20 protein-coding genes are annotated in these 20,096 nt (G+C 68.9%); 8 read left to right on the top strand and 12 right to left on the bottom strand.

Annotation, left to right across the window (positions count from 1 at the left end; all coding sequences use genetic code 11):
- Positions 1-9: 9 nt before the first annotated feature.
- Both ABD260_RS21475 and ABD260_RS21480 read left to right on the top strand, forming a co-directional pair.
- A complete protein-coding gene (locus ABD260_RS21475; protein WP_344235572.1) occupies positions 10-597 on the top strand; it encodes an HhH-GPD-type base excision DNA repair protein in 588 nt (195 codons plus the stop codon).
- 124 nt (positions 598-721) lie between these two features.
- Entirely contained in the window at positions 722-1,312 is a 591-nt protein-coding gene (locus tag ABD260_RS21480) for a TIGR03086 family metal-binding protein (RefSeq protein WP_344235574.1), read from the top strand.
- On the opposite strand, the gene ABD260_RS21485 is transcribed toward ABD260_RS21480, so the two are convergent.
- The 3 genes from ABD260_RS21485 to ABD260_RS21495 form a co-directional block, all read right to left on the bottom strand.
- The gene (locus ABD260_RS21485) at positions 1,262-2,593 is read right to left on the bottom strand and encodes an FAD-dependent monooxygenase (protein ID WP_344235576.1); all 1,332 of its coding nucleotides are present in this window, start codon (positions 2,591-2,593) and stop codon (positions 1,262-1,264) included. The two genes, ABD260_RS21480 and ABD260_RS21485, sit on opposite strands and share 51 nt — an antisense overlap.
- A gap of 332 nt (positions 2,594-2,925) precedes the next feature.
- Positions 2,926-4,947 (bottom strand): oxidoreductase, encoded by a 2,022-nt coding sequence (locus tag ABD260_RS21490; protein ID WP_344235578.1) that lies wholly within the window; start codon positions 4,945-4,947, stop codon positions 2,926-2,928.
- Positions 4,944-5,486, bottom strand: coding sequence for a PadR family transcriptional regulator (locus tag ABD260_RS21495; protein WP_344235580.1), 543 nt, complete (start codon positions 5,484-5,486; stop codon positions 4,944-4,946). The genes ABD260_RS21490 and ABD260_RS21495 overlap by 4 nt, the downstream gene beginning before the upstream one ends.
- Positions 5,487-5,625: 139 nt before the next feature.
- Here ABD260_RS21495 and ABD260_RS21500 point away from each other — a divergent pair, with 139 nt between their 5' ends.
- Positions 5,626-6,111 (top strand): cation:proton antiporter regulatory subunit, encoded by a 486-nt coding sequence (locus ABD260_RS21500; RefSeq protein WP_344235582.1) that lies wholly within the window; start codon positions 5,626-5,628, stop codon positions 6,109-6,111.
- A 1-nt stretch (position 6,112) separates the two neighbouring features.
- Complete coding sequence (locus ABD260_RS21505) at positions 6,113-7,327, top strand: cation:proton antiporter (RefSeq protein WP_344235584.1); 1,215 nt, start codon at positions 6,113-6,115, stop codon at positions 7,325-7,327.
- 4 nt (positions 7,328-7,331) lie between these two features.
- On the opposite strand, the gene ABD260_RS21510 is transcribed toward ABD260_RS21505, so the two are convergent.
- From ABD260_RS21510 to ABD260_RS21520, 3 genes are read right to left on the bottom strand one after another with little or no spacing between them, the layout of a single operon-like run.
- Positions 7,332-7,817, bottom strand: coding sequence for a methylated-DNA--[protein]-cysteine S-methyltransferase (locus tag ABD260_RS21510; protein ID WP_344235586.1), 486 nt, complete (start codon positions 7,815-7,817; stop codon positions 7,332-7,334).
- Positions 7,814-8,368 (bottom strand): GNAT family N-acetyltransferase, encoded by a 555-nt coding sequence (locus tag ABD260_RS21515; protein ID WP_344235588.1) that lies wholly within the window; start codon positions 8,366-8,368, stop codon positions 7,814-7,816. The genes ABD260_RS21510 and ABD260_RS21515 overlap by 4 nt, the downstream gene beginning before the upstream one ends.
- Positions 8,369-8,370: 2 nt before the next feature.
- On the bottom strand, positions 8,371-9,906 hold the full coding sequence (locus ABD260_RS21520; protein WP_344235590.1) for an AlkA N-terminal domain-containing protein: 1,536 nt from the start codon (positions 9,904-9,906) through the stop codon (positions 8,371-8,373).
- A gap of 117 nt (positions 9,907-10,023) precedes the next feature.
- Here ABD260_RS21520 and ABD260_RS21525 point away from each other — a divergent pair, with 117 nt between their 5' ends.
- The 4 genes from ABD260_RS21525 (at position 10,024) to ABD260_RS21540 (ending at position 15,496) form a co-directional block, all read left to right on the top strand.
- Positions 10,024-10,764, top strand: coding sequence for an SDR family NAD(P)-dependent oxidoreductase (locus ABD260_RS21525; RefSeq protein ID WP_344235592.1), 741 nt, complete (start codon positions 10,024-10,026; stop codon positions 10,762-10,764).
- A 118-nt stretch (positions 10,765-10,882) separates the two neighbouring features.
- The gene (locus ABD260_RS21530; RefSeq protein WP_344235594.1) at positions 10,883-11,665 is read left to right on the top strand and encodes an LLM class flavin-dependent oxidoreductase; all 783 of its coding nucleotides are present in this window, start codon (positions 10,883-10,885) and stop codon (positions 11,663-11,665) included.
- Between the two features lie 70 nt (positions 11,666-11,735).
- The gene (locus ABD260_RS21535; RefSeq protein WP_344235596.1) at positions 11,736-12,740 is read left to right on the top strand and encodes a LacI family DNA-binding transcriptional regulator; all 1,005 of its coding nucleotides are present in this window, start codon (positions 11,736-11,738) and stop codon (positions 12,738-12,740) included.
- Between the two features lie 44 nt (positions 12,741-12,784).
- Positions 12,785-15,496, top strand: coding sequence for a glucosidase family protein (locus ABD260_RS21540; RefSeq protein WP_344235598.1), 2,712 nt, complete (start codon positions 12,785-12,787; stop codon positions 15,494-15,496).
- A gap of 323 nt (positions 15,497-15,819) precedes the next feature.
- On the opposite strand, the gene ABD260_RS21545 is transcribed toward ABD260_RS21540, so the two are convergent.
- The 6 genes from ABD260_RS21545 to ABD260_RS21570 all read right to left on the bottom strand — a co-directional run bounded on the left by ABD260_RS21545 (position 15,820) and on the right by ABD260_RS21570 (position 19,780).
- Entirely contained in the window at positions 15,820-16,578 is a 759-nt protein-coding gene (locus ABD260_RS21545) for a hypothetical protein (protein ID WP_344235600.1), read from the bottom strand.
- Positions 16,575-17,480, bottom strand: coding sequence for an ATP-binding cassette domain-containing protein (locus ABD260_RS21550; RefSeq protein WP_344235602.1), 906 nt, complete (start codon positions 17,478-17,480; stop codon positions 16,575-16,577). Before ABD260_RS21550 ends, ABD260_RS21545 begins: the two co-directional genes overlap by 4 nt.
- Positions 17,480-17,839 carry a GntR family transcriptional regulator gene (locus ABD260_RS21555; RefSeq protein WP_344235604.1) on the bottom strand — a complete coding sequence of 120 codons (360 nt, stop codon included), beginning with the start codon at positions 17,837-17,839 and terminating at the stop codon, positions 17,480-17,482. Before ABD260_RS21555 ends, ABD260_RS21550 begins: the two co-directional genes overlap by 1 nt.
- A gap of 70 nt (positions 17,840-17,909) precedes the next feature.
- Positions 17,910-18,671 (bottom strand): GOLPH3/VPS74 family protein, encoded by a 762-nt coding sequence (locus ABD260_RS21560; RefSeq protein WP_344235606.1) that lies wholly within the window; start codon positions 18,669-18,671, stop codon positions 17,910-17,912.
- Positions 18,664-18,873, bottom strand: coding sequence for a type II toxin-antitoxin system antitoxin (locus ABD260_RS21565; RefSeq protein WP_344235608.1), 210 nt, complete (start codon positions 18,871-18,873; stop codon positions 18,664-18,666). The genes ABD260_RS21560 and ABD260_RS21565 overlap by 8 nt, the downstream gene beginning before the upstream one ends.
- A 13-nt stretch (positions 18,874-18,886) precedes the next feature.
- Positions 18,887-19,780 carry an SPFH domain-containing protein gene (locus ABD260_RS21570; RefSeq protein ID WP_344235610.1) on the bottom strand — a complete coding sequence of 298 codons (894 nt, stop codon included), beginning with the start codon at positions 19,778-19,780 and terminating at the stop codon, positions 18,887-18,889.
- Positions 19,781-20,096 lie beyond the last annotated feature (316 nt).

Consider the following 20,096-nt stretch of genomic DNA (forward strand, 5'->3'; position numbering starts at 1 on the left):
CGTGTCAAGATGGACGCCATGCTGCGCGAACTGCAACTCACCGGCAACCCGGACGCCGACCAGCTGCTCAACGACGACCCGTTCGCCCTGCTGGTCGGGATGCTCCTGGATCAGCAGTACCCGATGGAGCATGCCTTCTCCGGACCGCTGAAGATCGCGAACCGGATGGGCGGTTTCGACCTGCACAAGATCGCCGCGATCGACGTCGAAGAGTTCGTCGAGCTCGCCGTCACGCCGCCGGCGATCCACCGGTACGGCGGGTCGATGGGCCGCCGGGTGCACGCCCTGGCCCAGGAGATCATCGAGAAGTACGACGGTGAGACCAGCAACATCTGGCTGGCCGGCCGCCCGAAACCGGACGGCGCCGAGGTACTGAAGCGGCTGAAGGCGCTGCCGGGATTCGGCGAGCAGAAGGCGAAGATCTTTCTCGCGCTGCTCGGCAAGCAGCGCGGCGTGCAGCCGAAGGGCTGGCGCGAGGCCGCCGGCAACTACGGCGACCGGGGCTCCCGGCGCTCGATCGCGGACGTCACCGACGCCACGTCGCTGCAGGAGGTCCGCAACTTCAAGAAGGCCGCGAAAGCCGCCGCCAAGGCGTGATCCGCCGCGACACCTGACCGCCGTCTGTTGCAGCGGCGTGCGGGTTGTCCCTTGTGCCGCAGGCGTTTCCCTGCGGACAGCGGCGTACCGACTTATGCTCGGTGCAGCCACTGAAGGAGAGCGGATGGACATCCGGGATCTGGATCGCCGGGCCGGCGCGGTGCTCGGGGAAGTCGTCATGCAGGTACGGACCGAGCAATTGTGGTTTCCGACCCCCTGCCCCGACTGGACCGTCCGCGGCCTGCTCCGGCACGTGGTCAGCCAGAACGAGGGCCTCGCCGCGGCCGCCCAGAACGGCTCCGCTTCGTTCCGGACCTGGAACGGCGGCCGGCTCGCGGACAACCCGGCCGGCGCGTACCGGCGGTCGAACGTCCGGGTCGCGGACGCGTTCGCCGACGGCGGCGCGCTGGACCGGCTGGTGGAGGTGCGCGAGTTCGGCTCGTTCCCGCGCCGGATCGCGCTCACCTTCCACCAGCTCGACTGCGTCGTGCACGCCTGGGACCTGGCCCGCGCGATCGACGTGCCGTACAACCCGCCGCCGGACATGCTCGAGCTGGCGCTCACGCTGGCCCGCCGGATCCCGGACACCGACGCGAACCGCGGGCCGGGGTACGCGTTCGAACGCGGCGTCAAGGTGTCCGGCACGTCCTCCGACCTCGACCAGCTACTCGGCCTCCTCGGCCGCAACCCGGACTGGGTGTCGCCGCTCGACTGAATTCGCCGGGTCCGCCGGGTTCAGCGTGTTCTGCGGGTAGTCCGGCAGGTCGATGGCGTCCGGTTTGACGCGGGCCATTTTCGCCAGCGCGCCGGACATCATCGGCGAGGTCATCACCCGGAGCACCAGGTCGCGGTACGCGATCCCGAACGCCGACATCGGCATCGCCATCTTCAGCCCACCCGGCGGAAGCTCCATCCGCTGCTGCACGTACGCCTGCATCCGGGCCTGGTACGCCGGGAACGCGCGGGTGTGATCGCCGTTCGCCGCGGCCAGTTCGCCCGCGAGGACGTACGCCCCGACGAGCGAGAGCGCTGTACCGTGACCGGCCATCGGGGAACCGCAGTACCCGGCGTCACCGACCAGCGTGACCCGGCCGCGGGACCAGTCGGGGACGACGACGCGGCTGGTCGTGTCGAGATAGAAGTCGTCGGCCGCGTCCAGACCTCGGAGCACCTTGTCGGCGTGCCACCCGAGCCCCTCGAACCGCGACCGGACCAGCCGTTTCTGCGCCGCAATGTCCTTCCGGTCGTAGTCGAGCACCGGCGAGCGAAAGCTCAGCAGGACCTTCACAAACCGCGGATCCCGGTCCGGCCGCAGCGCGATCCACCGACCGCCCGGCGCGGTGTAGATCTTCATCCACTCCTGCAGGTCCTCCGGAGCCTCGATGGTGAAGTACGAGGTATACCCACCAAGGTGCTGGACGAATTCCCCCTCCGGCCCAAACGCCAGCCGCCGAACCCGCGAGTGCACCCCATCCGCCCCCACCACCAAGTCAAACCGCCGCTGCATCCCACTCGCAAAGGTCACCTCGACCCCGCCGCCGGCGCTGGTGGTGGTGCCTGCGCCGACGCTGCCGATGCTCGTCGTTGGTGTGCTTGGTTCGACATCCTGGCGTAGCGCGGTGATCGAGTCGCCGTACAGGTATTCCACGTCGGTGGTCGCGGCGGTGAGGAGCTCGGCCAGGTCGCCGCGGAGGATCTCGATCTCCGCGACCGGTCCGGCGCCGTCGAGCGACTCGGCCGCCATCGCCGCGATCCGGCGCCCGTCGGCGCGCACGTACTCGAGCCCGCGCTCATGCACCTGCCGCTCGGCCACCGCCGGCATCAGCCCCATCCGCTCGGCCACCACCCGCGACACCCCGCGCAGGTCAACGGTCTGCCCACCCGGCCGCGGCCCCGGCGCGATCTCGACCACCGTCGGCGCATACCCGAACCGCCGCAACCAGAACGCCAACGCCGGCCCGGCAATCCCACCACCGGAAATCAGAACAGTCTTCATGCTTCCCACTCCCTCAACTAGTGCGCGTACGCCGTACACGGTGCACTAGTTCAAGGCCGGAACGCCACCGCGCACTAGTGCACCCGCCCCAGGTGCACTAGTACGGCAACCCGGCGGGGTGTCCCCATGAGTTTCGTCAAGCGGCCGCTGCGGTGGGGTGTTGAGTGCCCCAAACCGGTTTGGGGAGAGTGGATGCGTGGAACGGGGTGCGTTGTACCCCGGAATGGGCTGCTGGGCGCCCCAAACCGGTTTGGGCGGGTAACGGGTGTGCTGGGGTTGCGGGCGCTCATGGAGCGTGCGGGGGCGGATTGTGATGGCCTGGAGGTCTGCGGTCAGAGGGTGAGGGCGAGGCGGGTGGCCTGGTCGATGGCTCGTTTGGCGTCGAGTTCCGCGGCCACGTCGGCGCCGCCGATCAGGTGGACCGGTCGGCCGGTGGCTCGGAGTGGGTCGGCGAGGTCGCGGAGTGGTTCTTGGCCGGCGCAGACGACGACTGTGTCGACCGCGAGCACCCGAGGCTTCTCCCGCTTCGGACCGAAGCTGACGTGCAGCCCCTCATCATCGATGCGCTCGTAGTTCACCCCGCGCAACTGCTCGACCTGCTTCGCCTTCAGCGCTGCCCGGTGCACCCAGCCCGTCGTCTTCCCAAGTCCGGCACCGATCTTCCCGGCCTTCCGCTGCAGCAAGTACACCTTCCGCAGCGCCACCTCCGGCCGCGGTACCCCGAGCGCCGCCCGCACCGTCACGGGATCCGCGACGCCCCACTCCGCCTTCCACGCCTCCAGATCCAGCGCCGGCGACTCCGGCGTGGTCAGGAACTCGCTCACATCCACCCCGATCCCACCGGCCCCGATCACAGCGACCGTCTCCCCCACCGGCTTCCCCTCGCGAACCACCTCGACGTACGAGAGCACCTTCGGGTGATCGATCCCAGGAATCGCCGGCACCCGCGGCACCACCCCGGTCGCGAGCACCACCTCATCGAACCCAGCAAGGTCCGAAGGCGTCGCGCGCTGCCCGAGATGCACCTTCACACCGGTCAGCTCGAGCCGCCGCTGGTAGTACCGGATCGTCTCCGCGAACTCCTCCTTGCCCGGAATCCGCCGCGCGATCCCGAACTGCCCACCCAGCTCCCCGCTCGCCTCGAACAGCTCGACCCGATGCCCGCGCTCGGCCGCCGTCACCGCCGCCGCCAGCCCGGCCGGTCCGGCGCCCACAACCGCGATGCTCTTGACCCGGCGGGTCACCTCCAGCCGCAGCTCGGTCTCCCGCGCCGCCCGCGGGTTCACCATGCAGCTCGCCTTCTTCTTCGCGAACACATGGTCCAGACACGCCTGATTACAAGCGATACAGACGTTGATCTCGTCGGCCCGGTCAGTTGTTGCCTTGAGCACCCATTCCGGATCGGCCAGGAACGGCCGGGCCATGCTGACCAGATCGGCATCACCGCGGGCCAGCACCTCCTCGGCGACCTGCGGCAGGTTGATCCGGTTCGAGGTGACGACCGGGATCGAGACGTGCGGCTTGAACGCGGCGGTCACGCTGGTGAACGCCGCCCGCGGCACCGACGTGACGATGGTCGGTACGCGCGCCTCGTGCCAGCCGATGCCCGTGTTGATGATCGACGCCCCGGCGGCCTCGATCTCGCGGCCGAGCGTGATCACGTCCTCCCAGGTCTGACCGCCTTCGACCAGGTCGGCCATTGACAGGCGATAGATGATCAGGAAGTCCGTGCCGACCCGTTCGCGGGTACGCCGGACGATCTCGACCGCGAGCCGGCGCCGGTTCTCCGGACTGCCGCCCCAGCGATCGGTCCGCCGGTTCGTCCGCTCGGCCAGGAACTGATTGATGAAGTACCCCTCGGAGCCCATGATTTCGACCCCGTCGTACCCGGCATCACGAGCGAGCGCGGCACAGTCCACGTACGCCGCGATCTGCCGCTGGACGCCCCGGTCGGAGAGCGCCCGCGGTTTGAAGGGGTTGATCGGTGCCTTCAAGGCGGACGCCGAGACGCTGAACGGGTGGTACGCGTACCGGCCGGCGTGCAGGATCTGGAGCGCGATCCGGCCGCCTTCGGCGTGCACCGCATCGGTCAGCAGCCGGTGCCTGGCCGCCTGTTTCGTACTCGTCAAGGCCGAGCCGAAGGGAGTCAGCCAGCCGGTACGGTTCGGCGCGTACCCGCCCGTGACCATCAGGCCGGCGCCACCGCGGGCGCGTTCCGCGAAGTACGCCGCCAGCTTGGGCAGATCGCTCAACCGATCCTCAAGCCCGGTGTGCATCGACCCCATGATCACCCGGTTCGGCAGCACGACGTGGCCCAGGTCCAAGGGCTCGAGCAGATGCGGGTACGCGCTCATGCGTTGTCCTTTCGGAGGGCCTCGATGACTTCGTCGCACCAGGCCACGAAGGACTCCTCGGCGCGGATGCCGCCGCGCAGCACGAGGTACTGGTGCAGGTCCCGCCCGTGCAGCTCGGCCGGCCTCGGGAAATCACGCTTCTGGATCCCCCGGTACACCTCGAGCCGCATCGCGTGCTCGGCCCGGTGCCGCTCGACCTCCTTGAGCACCACGCCGACATCGCCGAGGGATGCGCCGCGCAGCTTCACGCCGAGCCCGTCCCGCAGTACGGCGGGATCCTCCGGCGCGGCCAGCCACCGGTTCAGCTCGGCCCGTCCGGGCGCCGCGATCCGGTACACCTTCTTGTCCGGCCGGCCCTCCTGCGCGATCTCGGTGTGCTTCACCCAGCCGGCCTCGTCCATCCGGCGCAGCACCCGGTAGATCTGCTGATGCGTGGCCGGCCAGAAGTACCCGATCGACCGGTCGAACCGCCGGGCCAGCTCGTACCCGGAGCCGGCCCGCTCGGTCAGCGAGACCAGGATCGCGTGCTCCAGCGCCATACCTGCACTGTAACTATGCAACTCGTTGCACTGCACCTGATTGCAACTCAGGTCACAGTCAGCGGCCGGATCGGTTACCAGTGGTTTGAGAGAATGGTTGCAGACGCCTTGTATTCATCACCAATGCATCTGGAGCACCATGGACCACCAGGCCCACCCGACCACCACCCCGCTCCCCGGAATCGGCATCCGGTACGACCTCCTCACCGAGGCCGGCAAGCACGTCTCGGTGGTGGTGCACAACGACGGCCGGCGGTTCCTCGGTTTCCACAAACCGGATGACGACGACGAATGCCAGGCCTCGGTGCCCTTAGCCAAGGGCGAGGCGGCCGCCTTGGCGCAGCTGCTGGTCCCCGAGCAGATCGACCCGGTCCGCGGCGAGATCGAGATCGACCTGGTCACCGAGCACATCCCGATCACCACCAAGTCGCCGTACTCGGGCCGCACGCTCGGTGACACCCAGGTCCGCAGCCGGACCGGCGCCTCCATCGTCGCCGTGCTCCGCCGGACCGGCGCGACCCCGTCGCCGACACCGGACTTCCGGTTCGCGATCGGCGACACCCTGGTCGTCGTCGGTACCCGTGAAGGTGTCGATGCCGTTGCCGACCTGATCGCGGGTGGGTGAGATGCACGAGAACATCACCGCCCTGCTGATCGAGCTGGGCGCGGTCATCCTTGCCCTCGGCATCCTCGGCCGCATTGCCAGCCGCCTCGGCTTCTCCCCGATTCCGCTCTACCTGCTCGCCGGGCTCGCGTTCGGGCACGGCGGTCTGCTGCCGCTGGCCGCGAGCGAGGAGTTCGTTGCCACCGGCGCCGAGATCGGCGTCATCCTGCTGCTGTTGCTGCTCGGCCTCGAATACACCGCGTCCGACCTGGTCGGCACGCTGAAGACCCAATGGGTGTCCGGCGCCGTCGACTTCCTGCTGAACGCGCTACCCGGCGCCGCCGTGGCGCTGCTGCTCGGCTGGGGCCCGGTCGCGGCGGTCGCGCTGGCCGGTGTCACCTGGATCTCGTCGTCCGGCGTGATCGCGAAGGTCGTCGGCGACCTCGGCCGGCTGGGCAACCGCGAAACCCCTGTCGTGCTGGGCATCCTCGTCCTCGAGGACCTGTCGATGGCGGTCTACCTGCCGATCCTGACCGCGCTGCTGGCCGGTGTCGGCCTGGCCGGTGGAAGCATCACGCTGCTGATCTCACTCGGTACGGTCAGCATCGTACTGTTCGTGGCGCTGCGCTACGGGCGGGTGATCAGCCGCGCGGTCTCCTCGGACAATCCCGAGATGCTGCTGCTCGTCGTACTCGGCCTGACTCTGCTCGTTGCCGGGATCGCGCAGCAACTGCAGGTGTCGGCCGCGGTCGGTGCGTTCCTGGTCGGCATCGCGTTGTCCGGTGAGGTCGCGCACGGTGCACGGAACCTGCTGAGCCCGCTGCGGGACCTGTTCGCCGCGGTGTTCTTCGTGTTCTTCGGGCTGAGCACCGATCCGCGGAAGATCCCGCCGGTGCTGGCGATCGCGTTCGCGCTGGCCGTACTGACCGCGGTGACCAAGATCGCGACCGGCTGGTTCGCCGCCCGCCGCGCGGGCATCTCGACCGCGGGACGCTGGCGCGCCGGCGGCACGCTGGTGGCGCGTGGCGAGTTCTCGATCGTGATCGCCGGGCTGGCCGTCGGCGTCGAGCCCCGGCTCGGGCCGCTCGCCACCGCGTACGTGCTGATCCTGGTCATCCTCGGCCCGATCGCGGCGCGCTACACCGAGCCGCTCGCCCGCCGGGTGTTCAAGCCGAAGCCGGTCGTCGCGGCGCCGGCGGCCGAGCAGATCGAGGACACTGCCGACACAAGGTCCTGACGGTTCAGAACAGGTGGCCGCCGCGCTCGTGGTCCAGTAGGGCTCGCTTGCGCGGCAGGCCACCGCCGTACCCGGTCAGGCTGCCGGTGGAACCGACCAGCCGATGGCAGGGCACGATGATGCCGATCGGGTTCTTGCCATTGGCCAGGCCAACGGCTCGGGCGGAGCGCTGGCCCAGGCCGAGCGTGGTGGCGAGTCCGCCGTACGTGCTGGTTTCGCCGTACGGGATGGTCTGGAGGGCGGTCCAGATTTGCCGCTGGAACGGTGTGCCGCGCAAGTGCAGCGGTACGTCGAAGGTGGTCCGGCCGTGATGGAAGTACTCGTCCAACTGCTCGGTCACCGCCGGCAGGATCGAGTCGTCACGATCGCCGAAGGTCTCCTGCTCCGGGCGGTACAGCTGCTGATCCATGTACAAACCGGTCAGCTCGTCCGCATCGGTCGCCACCAAGGTGAGTGGGCCGAGCGGACTGTCGATGACGGCGTACGTCACCGGGTCGATTCCCACTGCGCACGGTTGATCCGGTAGAACACGTGCCGGCGCAGACGGTGCCCGACCTCGATCCGCGGGTGGTCGAAATCACCGGCCTCGTCGTGCGTCATCCCGATCCGTTGCATCACGCGCTGCGACGGCAGGTTCGGCGTCGCAGTGAACGAGACGATCTCCTCCAGACCGGCCGGCCCGAACCCGTACGCGAGCGCCGCCCGGGCCGCCTCACTCGCATAACCGTTGCCCCAGGCACCTTTCGCGAGCCGCCAGCCGATCTCGACGGCGGGCATGAAGTGCGCGTCGAAACTCGGCACCGACAGGCCGGTGAAGCCGATGAACTCGCCGGTGGCGCGGACCTCCAGCGCCCACAGTCCCCAGCCGCGCTCGTCGATCGCCGGGCGGTTCCGGTCGATCAGGCCGTCGCTCTGCTCGCGGGTCTGCGGTGCCGGGAAGTGCTCCATCACGGCCGGGTCGGCGTTCAGCGCGGCGTACGGCTCCCGATCCGACTCCTTCCAGTTCCGGAGCAGCAGCCGGTCGGTGGTCAGTTCGGTCATGCTCACTCCGTCGAGAGTCGGGTCACCTGGTACGTCGGGTCGTCGGCGGCCGGGATCGTGTTGATGGCGTGTTCACCGGTGGCCCACAAGTACTGCACCGCGTACGCACGCCAGGGCCGCCACGCGCGGGCGTGCTCGGTCAGTGGTTTCGGGGCCTCGGGCAAGCCTAGGTCACGGGCCGCGTACCGGATACCGAGATCGCTGGCCACGAAGGCGTCCGGGTCACCGAGCGCGCGCATCGCGATCGATTCGACCGTCCACGGACCGATGCCCGGCAGGGCGGTGAGCTGTTCGCGGACGTGATCCCAGTCCGCGCCGGCGCCCAGGTCGATGTCGCCGTTGGCCAAAGTCGCGATCAGCGTCGTCAGAGTCGTACGCCGGGTCTTGGGGAACGCGAGCGCCTCCGGGTCGAGGCCGGCCAGCGCCTGCATGGTCGGGAAGAGGTGGGTGAGACCGCCGCCCGCGTCCTCGATCGGCTCGCCATGCCGCAGGACGAGGCGGTGCGCGTGCGTACGCGCCGCGGCTGTTGACACTTGCTGGCCGAGCACCGCGCGGACCGCGAACTCCTCGCCGTCGACCGTGTGCGGAACCCGGCGGCCCGGCGCTTTCGCGATCAGCGGCGCGAGGACTGGGTCGGTGGCGAGCAGGTCGTCGACCGCGACCGGGTCGGCGTCCAGGTCGAGCATCCGGCGGCAGCGGCTGATCGCGATCGCGAGATCACGCTGGTCGGTGAGCGACAGCTGACAGGCGATGTGGTCGGGCATCGGGCGGAGCGCGACCACGCCGTGACCGTGCGGGAGGCGCAACGTACGCCGGTAGTGGCCGTCGCGCCATTCCTCCACGCCTGGTACGCCGGTGGCGATCAGGTGGCCGAAGAGGTTGTCCGGGGTCAGCGGGGCGCGGAACGGGAGGCGGAGCGAGATCGTTCCCGGGGCGGTGGTGGTCGTGCCGCGGCGGGCGCGGCGGCGCAGCTCGGTCGGCGCCAGGGCGAAGACTTCTTGGACGGTTTCGTTGAACGTCCGCACGCTGGAGAAACCGGCCGCGAAGGCGACGTCGGCCATCTGGAGCTCGCTGGTTTCGATCAGGAGCCGTGCGGTTTGGGCGCGCTGTGCGCGGGCGAGGGCGAGCGGACCGGCGCCGAGCTCGGCCAGGAGTTGGCGCTGGACCTGGCGCACCGAGTAGCCGAGTTGGGTCGCGAGGCCTGGTACGCCGTCACGATCGACGACGCCATCCGCGATCAGGCGCATCGCGCGGGCGACCAGGTCGGCGCGGTCGTTCCACTCGGGCGATCCCGGGCTGGCGTCCGGGCGGCAGCGCTTGCAGGCGCGGAAACCGGCCTGTTGCGCGGCGGCCGCGCTCGGGTAGAACCGCATGTTCTCGACCTTCGGCGGCACCACCGGGCAGCTCGGGCGGCAGTAGATCCTGGTGGTCAGTACGGCGGTGAAGAACCAGCCGTCGAACCGCGCGTCCTTGGACTGGACCGCGCGGATGCATCGCTCCCTGCATTCGTACACGTCCTCCAGCATCCCCGGCCGCACCGACAATCACTAGCGGTTTTACGACATCGAGGTAGCGGTGCCGGCGGTTTTGCGACGGGAGGATCCGGTGGCGTATTTCCGCCAGCTTCGCGTGCTGGGCGGCGGTGAGATTGAAACATGAACGAACTACTTGGCAAGAAGGCACTCGTCACCGGCGGCAGCCGTGGCATCGGCGCGGCGGCCGCGGTCGCACTGGCGGAGCGTGGCGCGGATGTCGCGATCACGTACCACTCGTCGGCTGATTCGGCGGCCAAGGTGGTGCGGGAGATCGAGGCGCTCGGGCGGCGCGGGTTCGCGTACGCGGTGGACTCGGGTGACGCGGTCGCGGTTGGTGACGGCGTACGCGAGGCAGCGGAAGCCCTTGGTGGATTGGACATTGTGGTCAACAACGCGGGCGTCGGCGCGATTGCTCCGATCACCGACCTGACCTTGGACGACGTCGATCGGGTGCTGGCGGTGAACGTCCGCGGGGTGTACGCCGCCACGCAGGCCGCTGTACCGCTGCTGTCCGACGGCGGCCGGCTGATCCACCTCGGCAGCTGCGCCGCCGGGCGGGTCACCAGCCCCGGCATGACCCTTTACGCGATGAGCAAGTCCGCGCTGGTCGGCCTCAGCAAGGCGCTGGCGCGCGAACTCGGCCCCCGCAACATCACCTCCAACGTCATCCAGCCCGGCCCCACCGACACCGAAATGAACCCCGCCAACGGCCCGTACGCCGCACCCCAGCTGGCCGACCTGGCCATCCCCCGCTTCGCCACCCCCACCGAAGTAGCCGCCGCCATCACCTACCTGACCACCCCTGCGGCCGCCTACATCACCGGCACCGAACTGACCATCGCCGGCGGCCACACCGCATAGTCCACCTAACGACAGGTAGTGCACCCGCGAGACACCGTACACAAAACCCCTGTCCCGCTCAGGTGCACTACCCACGGGCCTGACACCTCCTGTCCTTCCGGCTCGATAGCGTGCAGAGATGAAGTTCTCGGTGACGGTGGGAGCAGTTGGGGAAGGGCGCGACCCGCGCGGGCTGGCTGAGCTGGGTCGGGTGGTGGAGGACGCCGGGTGGGATGCGCTGTTTCTGGAGGACTACCTCGTGTACCAGGGCGACGTCTCGCGACCGACCTACGATCCCTGGATCTGCTTGGCGGCGATCGCAACCGCCACTGAGCGGATCCGGATCGGGACGACTGTGACGCCGCTTCCCCGGCGGCGGCCGTGGCAGGTGGCGGCGGAGTGTATGGCGCTGGATCACCTGTCGGGCGGGCGAATGATCCTCGGGGTGGGGATCGGCGATCCTGGTGATCCGTTCATGCCCGGTACGGAGCCGCGGGTACTTGCGGAGATGCTCGACGAAGGGCTCGAACTGATTGATCGGCTGTGGACTGGACAGCCGGTGAGTGTGGCTGGGAAGCACTACCGGGTTGATGGGGTGCAGTTGACGGCACGGCCGGTGCAGCGTCCTCGGGTACCGATCTGGGTGGGAGGCAACTTTCTGGTGCCCGCGGTGCGGCGGCGGATTGTTCGGTGGGACGGGTCCTGCGCGTACAAGGGAACGACCGCTGTGCCTCAGCAGACCACCCCGCAGGACGTACGGGATTTGCTCGCCGAAGGTCGTCCTGGGTTTGAGGTGAAGGTGAGCGGCGGTGATCCGGGGGCGTTTGCCGAAGCCGGCGCTGCCTGGTGGGGACGGTGGATTCCGCCGTTGCCGGTTGCGGAAACTGTTGCGATCGTCCGGCAAGGTCCGCCGACGATCTGAGCCGTTGACAGGCGGGTGGGGTTGCGGGAGACTGCGGGTGTTTTGAACGTTAAAACGCCCAGGAGGTCGCGTGGCTACTTTGAAGCAGGTTGCTGCGCACGCCGAGGTGTCGGTGCAGACCGTGTCGAACGCGTTGAATGCACCGCATCGGCTCCGAGCGGACACGTTGGCGCGGGTCAACAAGTCGATCGAGCTGCTCAACTACCGGCCCAATCGTAACGCGCGCAGTCTCCGGACCAGCGCGGTCGAGCTGATCGGGTACTGCGTACCGAACTGGCCGAACCAGACGCATCTCGTGATGGACCAGTTCCTGCACGCGTTGTGCGCGGCCGCGGAGCGTACGGGGCGGCACATCCTCTTGTTCACCGCCGAGCCTGGCGTCGACGGGATGCCGACGTACGACGACCTGCACGCGCGTCGCCTGGTCGACGGCTTCGTCCTTTCGCAGACCGAAACGCGCGACCCGCGGCACGGCTGGCTGAAAGATCAGCAGATCCCCTTCGTCAGCTTCGGGCGGGTGTGGAAAGAGAGCACGCAACCGGGCCCGTGGGTGGACGTCGACGGCGCGGCCGGCTCCGCGCTCGCGGTGCGCCATTTGCACGACACCGGTCGCCGCCGGATCGCCTTCATCGGCTGGCCGAAATCGTCAGGGCTCGGCGAAGACCGGCTCGGCGGCTGGCGTACTGAATGCAAACGCCTCGGCCTGCCGACCACCTCCCTGGCCGTACGGTGCCGTGAGGACAGCATCGAGGAAGGCGCCCGCGCCACCGCCGAACTGCTCGACGCCGGACGTGAGGTCGACGGGATCGTTGCCCTCAGCGACATTCTCGCCCTCGGCGCACTCCGCGAACTGACCCGCCGCGGCCTGCGCCCCGGTACGGACGTCGGCGTGACCGGCTTCGACGACTCCCCGCTCGCGGAGGTCGTCTCCCCCGGCCTGACCAGCTTCAAGCAACCGATGGACCTGATCGCGGAAGAACTGATCGCGATCCTGACCGGTGGCTCCGGTGGAACCCCGGCCGAACGCCTGCTGCAGCCAGAACTGGTGATCAGGGGCAGCTCCGCCCCTGGATGATCCCGGCGCTTGTCCCCCGGGCGCCGCGAGAAGGAGGAACCGCCATGACTCCCCATCCGACCAACCCAACCAGCCGAAGTAGCACGTCACCGCCCCGGCGCGTACGCCGTACCGTGGGCATCGCCCTACTCGCCACCGCAACCCTTCTGGCCGGCACCGCCTCCGCGCTCGCCGGACCGACGCTCGCAACCAACGGATCTGCCGCCGGCACCGCGCCGACCGCTGCCACGCAAGCCGGTGCAGCCGGTGCGGTCCGCTCGGCCGGTGCAGCTGGTGCATCCGAGCTGTCCGAGACCACGCGCCTTGCCGATCGGCGTTCGCTCGTCGTGGGCGACCGCGCGTACGCGATGGGCGACGAGTCCGGCCTGTACCCGGCCGCCGGCTGGCACGTCCGCGGCGAGATGGGCGGCTTCTGGACCCAACCCATCAAAGTCCTCGACGGCCTCTGGTTCGGCCTGGACGGCAATTGGCTCGGCAAGCAGGTCCCGGCCGCGAAGTACACCAGCGGTCACGGGTACAGCCGGATCGACTACTCCGGCGCCGTCAACGTCCGCCGCACCGACTTCGTCCCCGACGGCGTCCGCGCCACCCTGGTCGGCCTCACGCTCAGCTCGACCACCGCGAAGACAGTGAAACTCGACGTCGACGCCCACTCCGAGCTAATGCAGCCGTACCCGTGGGGCTGGACGACTCCCAGCGCGGCGGACGCGAACCTGCCCGACACCGGCGAGTACACGAACGGCGCGCTGCGCTTCCGCGAGCAGGGCACTCCGTCGTACCCGAACGCGACCGCCCACGACTTCGCTGCGTACGTCGGATCGTCCCTGCGTCCGACGAGCCACCAGCTCGGCCCGAACCATCGCGGCCCGCAGGACCCCGCGGTGATCTGCCCGGCGGACGGTACGACCCCGGCGCGCTGCGACGACTCGCTGGTCGGCAAGGGCACCGGCGGCCGGCTCACGTACGAGGTGAAGCTCGCGCCGGGGCAGCAGCAGACCATCTGGTTCGCGGTGGCCGGCTCGGATCAGGGCAGCCAGGCCGCGGAACGCGAGTACGGCAAGGCTTTGAGCAACCCGGACAAGTTGCTGCGGGCAAAGACTTCCGCGCGGCAAGAGATCGACGCACAGTCGGCGGTGGACCTGCCTGGTGACCGGCTGCTGCAGCAGAGTGTCGAGTGGAGCAAGCAGAACCTGGCCGATTCGGTCCAGGAAGCGCGCAATCTGAAGATCCGCGATGTCAACGAGGGCAAGGACTATCCAGCTCCGGCCGGTACGGTCGACGCCGCGCGCTGGTTCGGCGCCGGCTTCCCGGACTACCCGTGGTTGTTCGCGACCGACGGCGAGTACACCGCCTTCGCGGCCGTCGCGGCCGGTCAGTTCGACACCGTGAAAGAGCACCTGCGCGCGCTTCGCGACATCAGCGATATCCTGAACAAGCGCAGCGGCAAGGTCGCCCACGAGGTGACGCCGACCGGCGACGTGTACTACGGCTCCAACCAGAGCCCCGGCAACACGGACGAGACGGTGAAGTTCCCGAGTACGGTCGCGCTGCTGTGGCGCTGGACCGGTGACAACAAGTTCCGCGACGAGATGTACGACTTCAGCGTCCGCAACCTGCAGTACGTGTATCGCGAACTGGACAAGGACGGCGACGGCTGGCCCGAGGGGCTCGCCAACGTCGAACGCGCCGGGATGGGCGTGGAGAAACTCGACAGCACCGTGTACTTGGCGCGCGGCCTGCGCGATCTTGCCGATCTGGCCGCATCGAAGCACGACTCGAAGGTGCGGCAGTGGGCGACTGCCCGCGCGACCGACCTGGAGTCCCGCTTCGAAGCGCAGTGGTGGGTGCCGAAGGCAATGGGTTACGCCGACTCGATCGACGACCCGGCCAACCCGGCGAACGACAACACCCCGATCTTCCAGCGGCACTGGATCGGCGTCACGCCGATGGAGGCGATGCTGACGAAGCCGGGTCAGCCGGCCGCACCACTGGCGTCGGCCGAGCACGCGCAGACAGCGCTCAACCAGCGCGAAACTCCTTGCTACACAGGCGAGTTCGGCTTGTACCACACCGGCACCGGACCGACTTCGGACCCGGCCGGCAACCCCGGCCCGTCGTGTGACGGCGTCGTGTCGCAGGTCAAGAGCGAACGCAGCATCTTCGGCCTGAACACGTCCATCATGGCTGTTGCCGAGGGCAACTTCGGTCGGCTGGGGAGGATGCAGCAGCAGACGTACACGACCGGCAACGCCCGGATCCAGCTCGACCCGTCGGTCTGGGAGACGCCCGGCGCGATGCCGGAGATCGCCCCGTCGCCGGACTCGCCCGCCAACATCGGCCGACCGTTCTACGACCGTTCGATGGCGCTGCAGGCGTGGGGTGCGTACGGCATCCTCTGGCCGGTCGTACACCAGCAGCTCGGCGTCGACCCGGATCTCGGCAACAGGCGGATCGCGGTCGTACCGCAGCTGCCGGAAGGTCAGCAGAAGGTCGCCGGCCGGAACGTCCTGGTCGGTCGCGGCGCGGTCGACGTGACTGCGCGTCGGGCCGGCAAGGTGCTGACCACCGAGGTGACCGCGAAGGGCGTCGGGGCCGCGCTGACCGTGGGCGCCGTCATCCCGTCCGGTGCGAAGGTGAAGAGCGTTTCGTTGAACGGGCAGCCAGCCGCGTACCAGATCGTGACGACGAGTCGCGGCACCCAGGTGCAGGCACCGGCGCGCGGCGCGCACTCCGTACTGGCGATCACCTTGCAGTGAGCTGGTAGGACGAAGGCGGGCCCCTCCAGGTATGAGTCGGAGGGGCCCGCACCAGCTGAAGGGACAGTGACGTCTCCAGCTTCCCGATCCGGGTCCGTGGAGGCCGGCAGACCCCGTCACCGGTCTACCTCGGTGGGGATCCCCACCGCAAGGGCCCTCGGTTTCCGTTCGACCCGCCGCTTCGAGTGGAAGCCGCGTGCCGTCAGTTCTACGCTCGTCGCCGGGCCGGCACAACCCTTTCCTGGGACCAGATCCGGTCGTCCACAGCAATTGCCGAATCGTCCACAGAATCGGGGCTAGTTATGCACAACCCCTGTGCATAACTAGCCCTTGGCGGGCTTCGGGGCGAGCGGCAGAAGGAGCCTATAGCCCGCGTAGATGCCGAGCGCGCTGACGACCAGTACCGACGGTATCGCGACGGCCAGCGGCGGGCGCTGGTACCCGGCGTTGCGCAGCAGGTCCGCGAGCCACTGGGCCACCAGCAGGAGCTCGGCGGCGACGGCCGGTATCAGGCTCGCCGGCAGGAGCAGTACGCCGCGCCAGAAGCTGAGCCGGAAGAACGTGATCCCGAGCAGCCACCCGGTCACCTCGTGGGACAGGATCATCAGGAAGAACTCGGCGAACATCAGGCCGAGCTGCGAGGTGTTCGTGAACAGGTGCGGGTTGGACAGCTTGTCCGGCCAGTCCTGCCACCCGTACAGGGCATGCTCGCCCTGGTACGCCAGCACCCACAGCAGCGCGGTGGCCGCCGCGGTCCCGGTCAGATAGATGCCAGAGGCAACTGAGTACATCCGCCGGGTGACGCCTTGCGCGATCAGCAGCGTGAAGAACGCCGGTGTGAGGGTGATCCCGATCGCCATCGAGAAGTACTTCGGGGACTGGGTACCGTAGTCCCACATGCTGGTTTTGACGCCGCCGGTCAGCAGCGCGAGGACGATCCCGACACCGAGCAGCGCGACCAGCATCACCACCCAGTAGCCGACCAGCATCTGCTTGAGGCCTTGGGTCATCGCGTTCACGACATGCTTCAGCCGCTGGAGATCGGTGACCCCGCGAGGGAGGGTGGCGGTCGTTTCGGTCATGACCGAGCTCCCGTCGAGGCGGTGAGGTGGACGAACAGATCTTGCAGACCGACCGGGCCGATCTCCAGGCCGGCCGCGGCCGCCTCGGCCACCAGCGCCGGGTCGAGGTCACCGAGGACGGTGGTGGACTTGGTCCCGCCGAGGCGCTCCTCGGCGAGCACGGTGAAGCCGGCGGTGAACTTGTCGACCGCCGCGGCCGCTCCGACAACCGACGCGCCACGCCCGCGCAGCGCGTCCACCGGCGACTGCGTGACCAGCCGGCCGCGGTCCAGGATGACGACCTCTTCCAGCATCGCGCTGACCTCGCTGACCAGATGCGTCGAGAGCACGATCGTGCGCGGGACCTCGGCGTAGTCGGCGAGCAAGGCGTCGTAGAACAGGTTCCGGGACGGTACGTCCATGCCCAGGTAGCTCTCGTCGAAGATGGTCAGCGGCGCGCGGCTGGCGAGCCCGAGAACGACACCGAGCGCGGACTTCTTACCGCGGGACAGCTTCTGGATCTTCTGCTTCATCGGCAGCTCGAACCGGTCGAGCAGCTCGCCCGCGAGGTCGGCGTCCCAGTACGGGCGCAGGGCGGCCGCGAGTTGCACGGCCTGCTTCACCAGCGCGCCGGCCGGGTTGTCGCCGGAGTCCCGGATCAGGCAGACCCGGGAGGTGACGATCGCGTTCTCGTACGGCTCCTGCGCCGGGCCGAGATCACCGCCCTCGATCAGGACGCGCCCTTCGTCGGGCTGCCGGAAGCCGGCCAGCGCGGCCGCGAGCGTACTCTTGCCGGACCCGTTCCGGCCGAGCAACCCGTGGATCTTCCCCGGCGCCAGCCGGAGGTCGAGCCGGTCCAGCGCGGGTACGCCGGCGAACCGGACCGAGAGGTTCTCGGTCCGCACGGTCAGGGCGGACGTCATCACGCGTCTCCGTAACTGGCGAGGTGCCGGACGATGTCAGTGAGCGGGATGCCGATCGCTTTCGCTTCCCGGATCATCGGGTCGACGACGTCGGCGAAGAACGATTCCTTCCGGCCGGTACGCAGCAGGTCGCGCGCGTTCGGCGTGACGAACATGCCGATCCCGCGCTTCTTGTACAGCACACCTTCGTCGACCAGCTGGCCGAAGCCCTTCGCGGCGGTCGCGGGGTTGATCCGGTAGAAGGCGGCGTACTGATTGGTCGACATCACCTGCTCGTCCTCGGCGAGTGCGCCGGTGAGGATGTCGTTCTTGATCTGGTCGGCGATCTGCAGGTAGATCGGGCTCCGGTCGTCGAACATCAGCACCCCCTCTCGCCGGCTTGTTGTTTGGTTCGTTACTTGAGTAACGAACCATAGCACCTCTGGCGGGTCAGCCGCCCGCCGAGTACTGGCTCTGCTGCAGCGACTTCTTCAGGACAGGCACCACCGGGCCGACCCGGACCGCGAGCTGCGCCAGCCGGTCCTTGTGCCGAAGGCGCTGCTCTTTGCTGATCACGATCCGCAGGTCGGCGGTGGCCGCCAGTACCGCGATCGACGCGTCCCGGAGATCCACCCGGGACACGAGCCGGGACGGGCGCAGCGTGTCGTGGGCGGCGTTCAGGAGCTGGCGGCGTACGAGTGGGTGCCGGACGGTGATCCGGGCGGCCGGGAAGATGCCCAGTACGCGACGCGGCTCGACCTTGATCAACCCCGCCCGGGCGAGCTCGTCGCGGACCATCCGCACAGTCGTATGGGTCCGCCGGTCGATCCAGTGCCGCCATCGTCGCGGGCCAACTGCGCGGAGCTCTTCCAGTACTGCCGCTTGCACGGGGTCGGTGGGGGCTGCCGCCGTTGTGACCCGGGCGCGGCCATTGTCGTCGGCAACATTTCCGTTCAGCTGCAGGTCGATCAGCACTGCGGCTCGTAACAGCTTGCCTAGCTTGGCTTGCCCGCGCAGCTTTCCCTTGGCTGGGTCCCAGGAGAGCAGGAACAACCTGGCCGCGAGCCCGTCCGGTGCCGTTGAGTTGCCGAGGGCAACAGTTTTGCGCGCCCGGCCGGGCCGCGCCGAACCCGACCGTCCTGGCTGGCGTGGCTGGCCTGACTGGCCTGACTGGCCTGGCCGCCGTAACGGCGTCACCACCGTCCTATTCATCGCTCTCCTCTTTGGGCGGGCGGCCCGGGCCGCGGAGTTTGCCTACTCCGGCAGGCAGCCGGCCGGCGTCGGCCAGCGCGCGCCGGAGCAAGTACTCGATCTGTGCGTTGGCGCTGCGCAGGTCGTCAGCCGCCCACCGCGCCAGCGCGTCGTACACCACCGGATCGAGCCGGAGCAGGATCTTCTTCCGTTCGACAGCCACGTCGGGCGACCACTCACTGGTACAGCGAGCCGGTATTGACCACCGGCTGAGCGTCCCGGTCGCCACACAGGACCACCATCAGGTTGCTGACCATCGTCGCCTTCCGCTCCTCGTCCAGGTCGACCACCTGGTGCTCGGACAGCCGGTCCAGCGCGAGCTCCACCATCCCGACCGCACCTTCGACGATCTGCTGACGGGCAGCGACGATCGCACCGGCCTGCTGGCGGCGCAGCATCGCCTGGGCGATCTCCGGCGAGTACGCGAGGTGGGTGATCCGCGACTCGATCACCCGTACGCCCGCCGCATGCACCCGGGCGCCGATCTCGGCCGACAACTTCTCGGTGATCTCGTGCGTACTGTCCCGCAAGGACAGCACGTCCTGCTCGGAGTGCACGTCGTACGGGTAACTGTTGGCGATGTGCCGCACCGCGGTCTCGGTCTGAATCGCCACGAACTCGACGAAATCGTCCACCTCGAACGTCGCCTGCGCGGTGTCCTCGACCTGCCACACCACCACCGCGGCAATCTCGATCGGGTTGCCGTCGGCATCGTTGACCTTGGCAACGGACGTCTCATGGTTGCGAATCCGGGTGGAAACCTCACGCCGGGTGGAGATCGGGTTCACCCAGCGCAGACCGTTGGTACGGATCGTCCCCGAGTACCGCCCCAGGATCTGCAACACCCGCGCCCGCCCCGGCGACACCGCCGTCAGCCCCTTCAGCACGATCACCCCGAGCACCACCAGCACGATCCCGGCGATCACCACCGCCTCACCCCGGCCCCCGAAGATCAGCAGCAACACCCCAGCCACCGTCAACGCAAGCCCAACAAGAAACATCAGCCACCCGTTGACCTCACCCCCCGCCCGCTCAACCACCTTGGGCGCCGGCATCTGCACATCCACCATCACAAACTCCTCTCGATACCCCCAAGCTACCAAACTGATATCACATTTACAACCAACACCCCCACCCGAAGCCGGGGGTGCGTGCAGGTCTGTTGCGGTGGGGAGTGAAGCGGGTGGTGCGGCGGGGCAGTGCGTGGAGGCGGTGCGAGTGGAGGCAGTGCGGGTGGGTGGGTGCTGTGCGGGTGGGTGGGTGCTGCGCGGTGTGAGTGCTGCGCGGGGGTGGCGTGATGCGCGGGGCCGGGGGTGCTGCGCGGGGTGGCGTGATGCGCGGGGTGGGGGTGCTGGGCGGGGTGGCGTGATGGGGAGGGTGGGTGGG

Origin of the sequence: Kribbella hippodromi (assembly GCF_039531045.1) — a bacterium.
GTDB lineage: Bacteria > Actinomycetota > Actinomycetes > Propionibacteriales > Kribbellaceae > Kribbella > Kribbella hippodromi.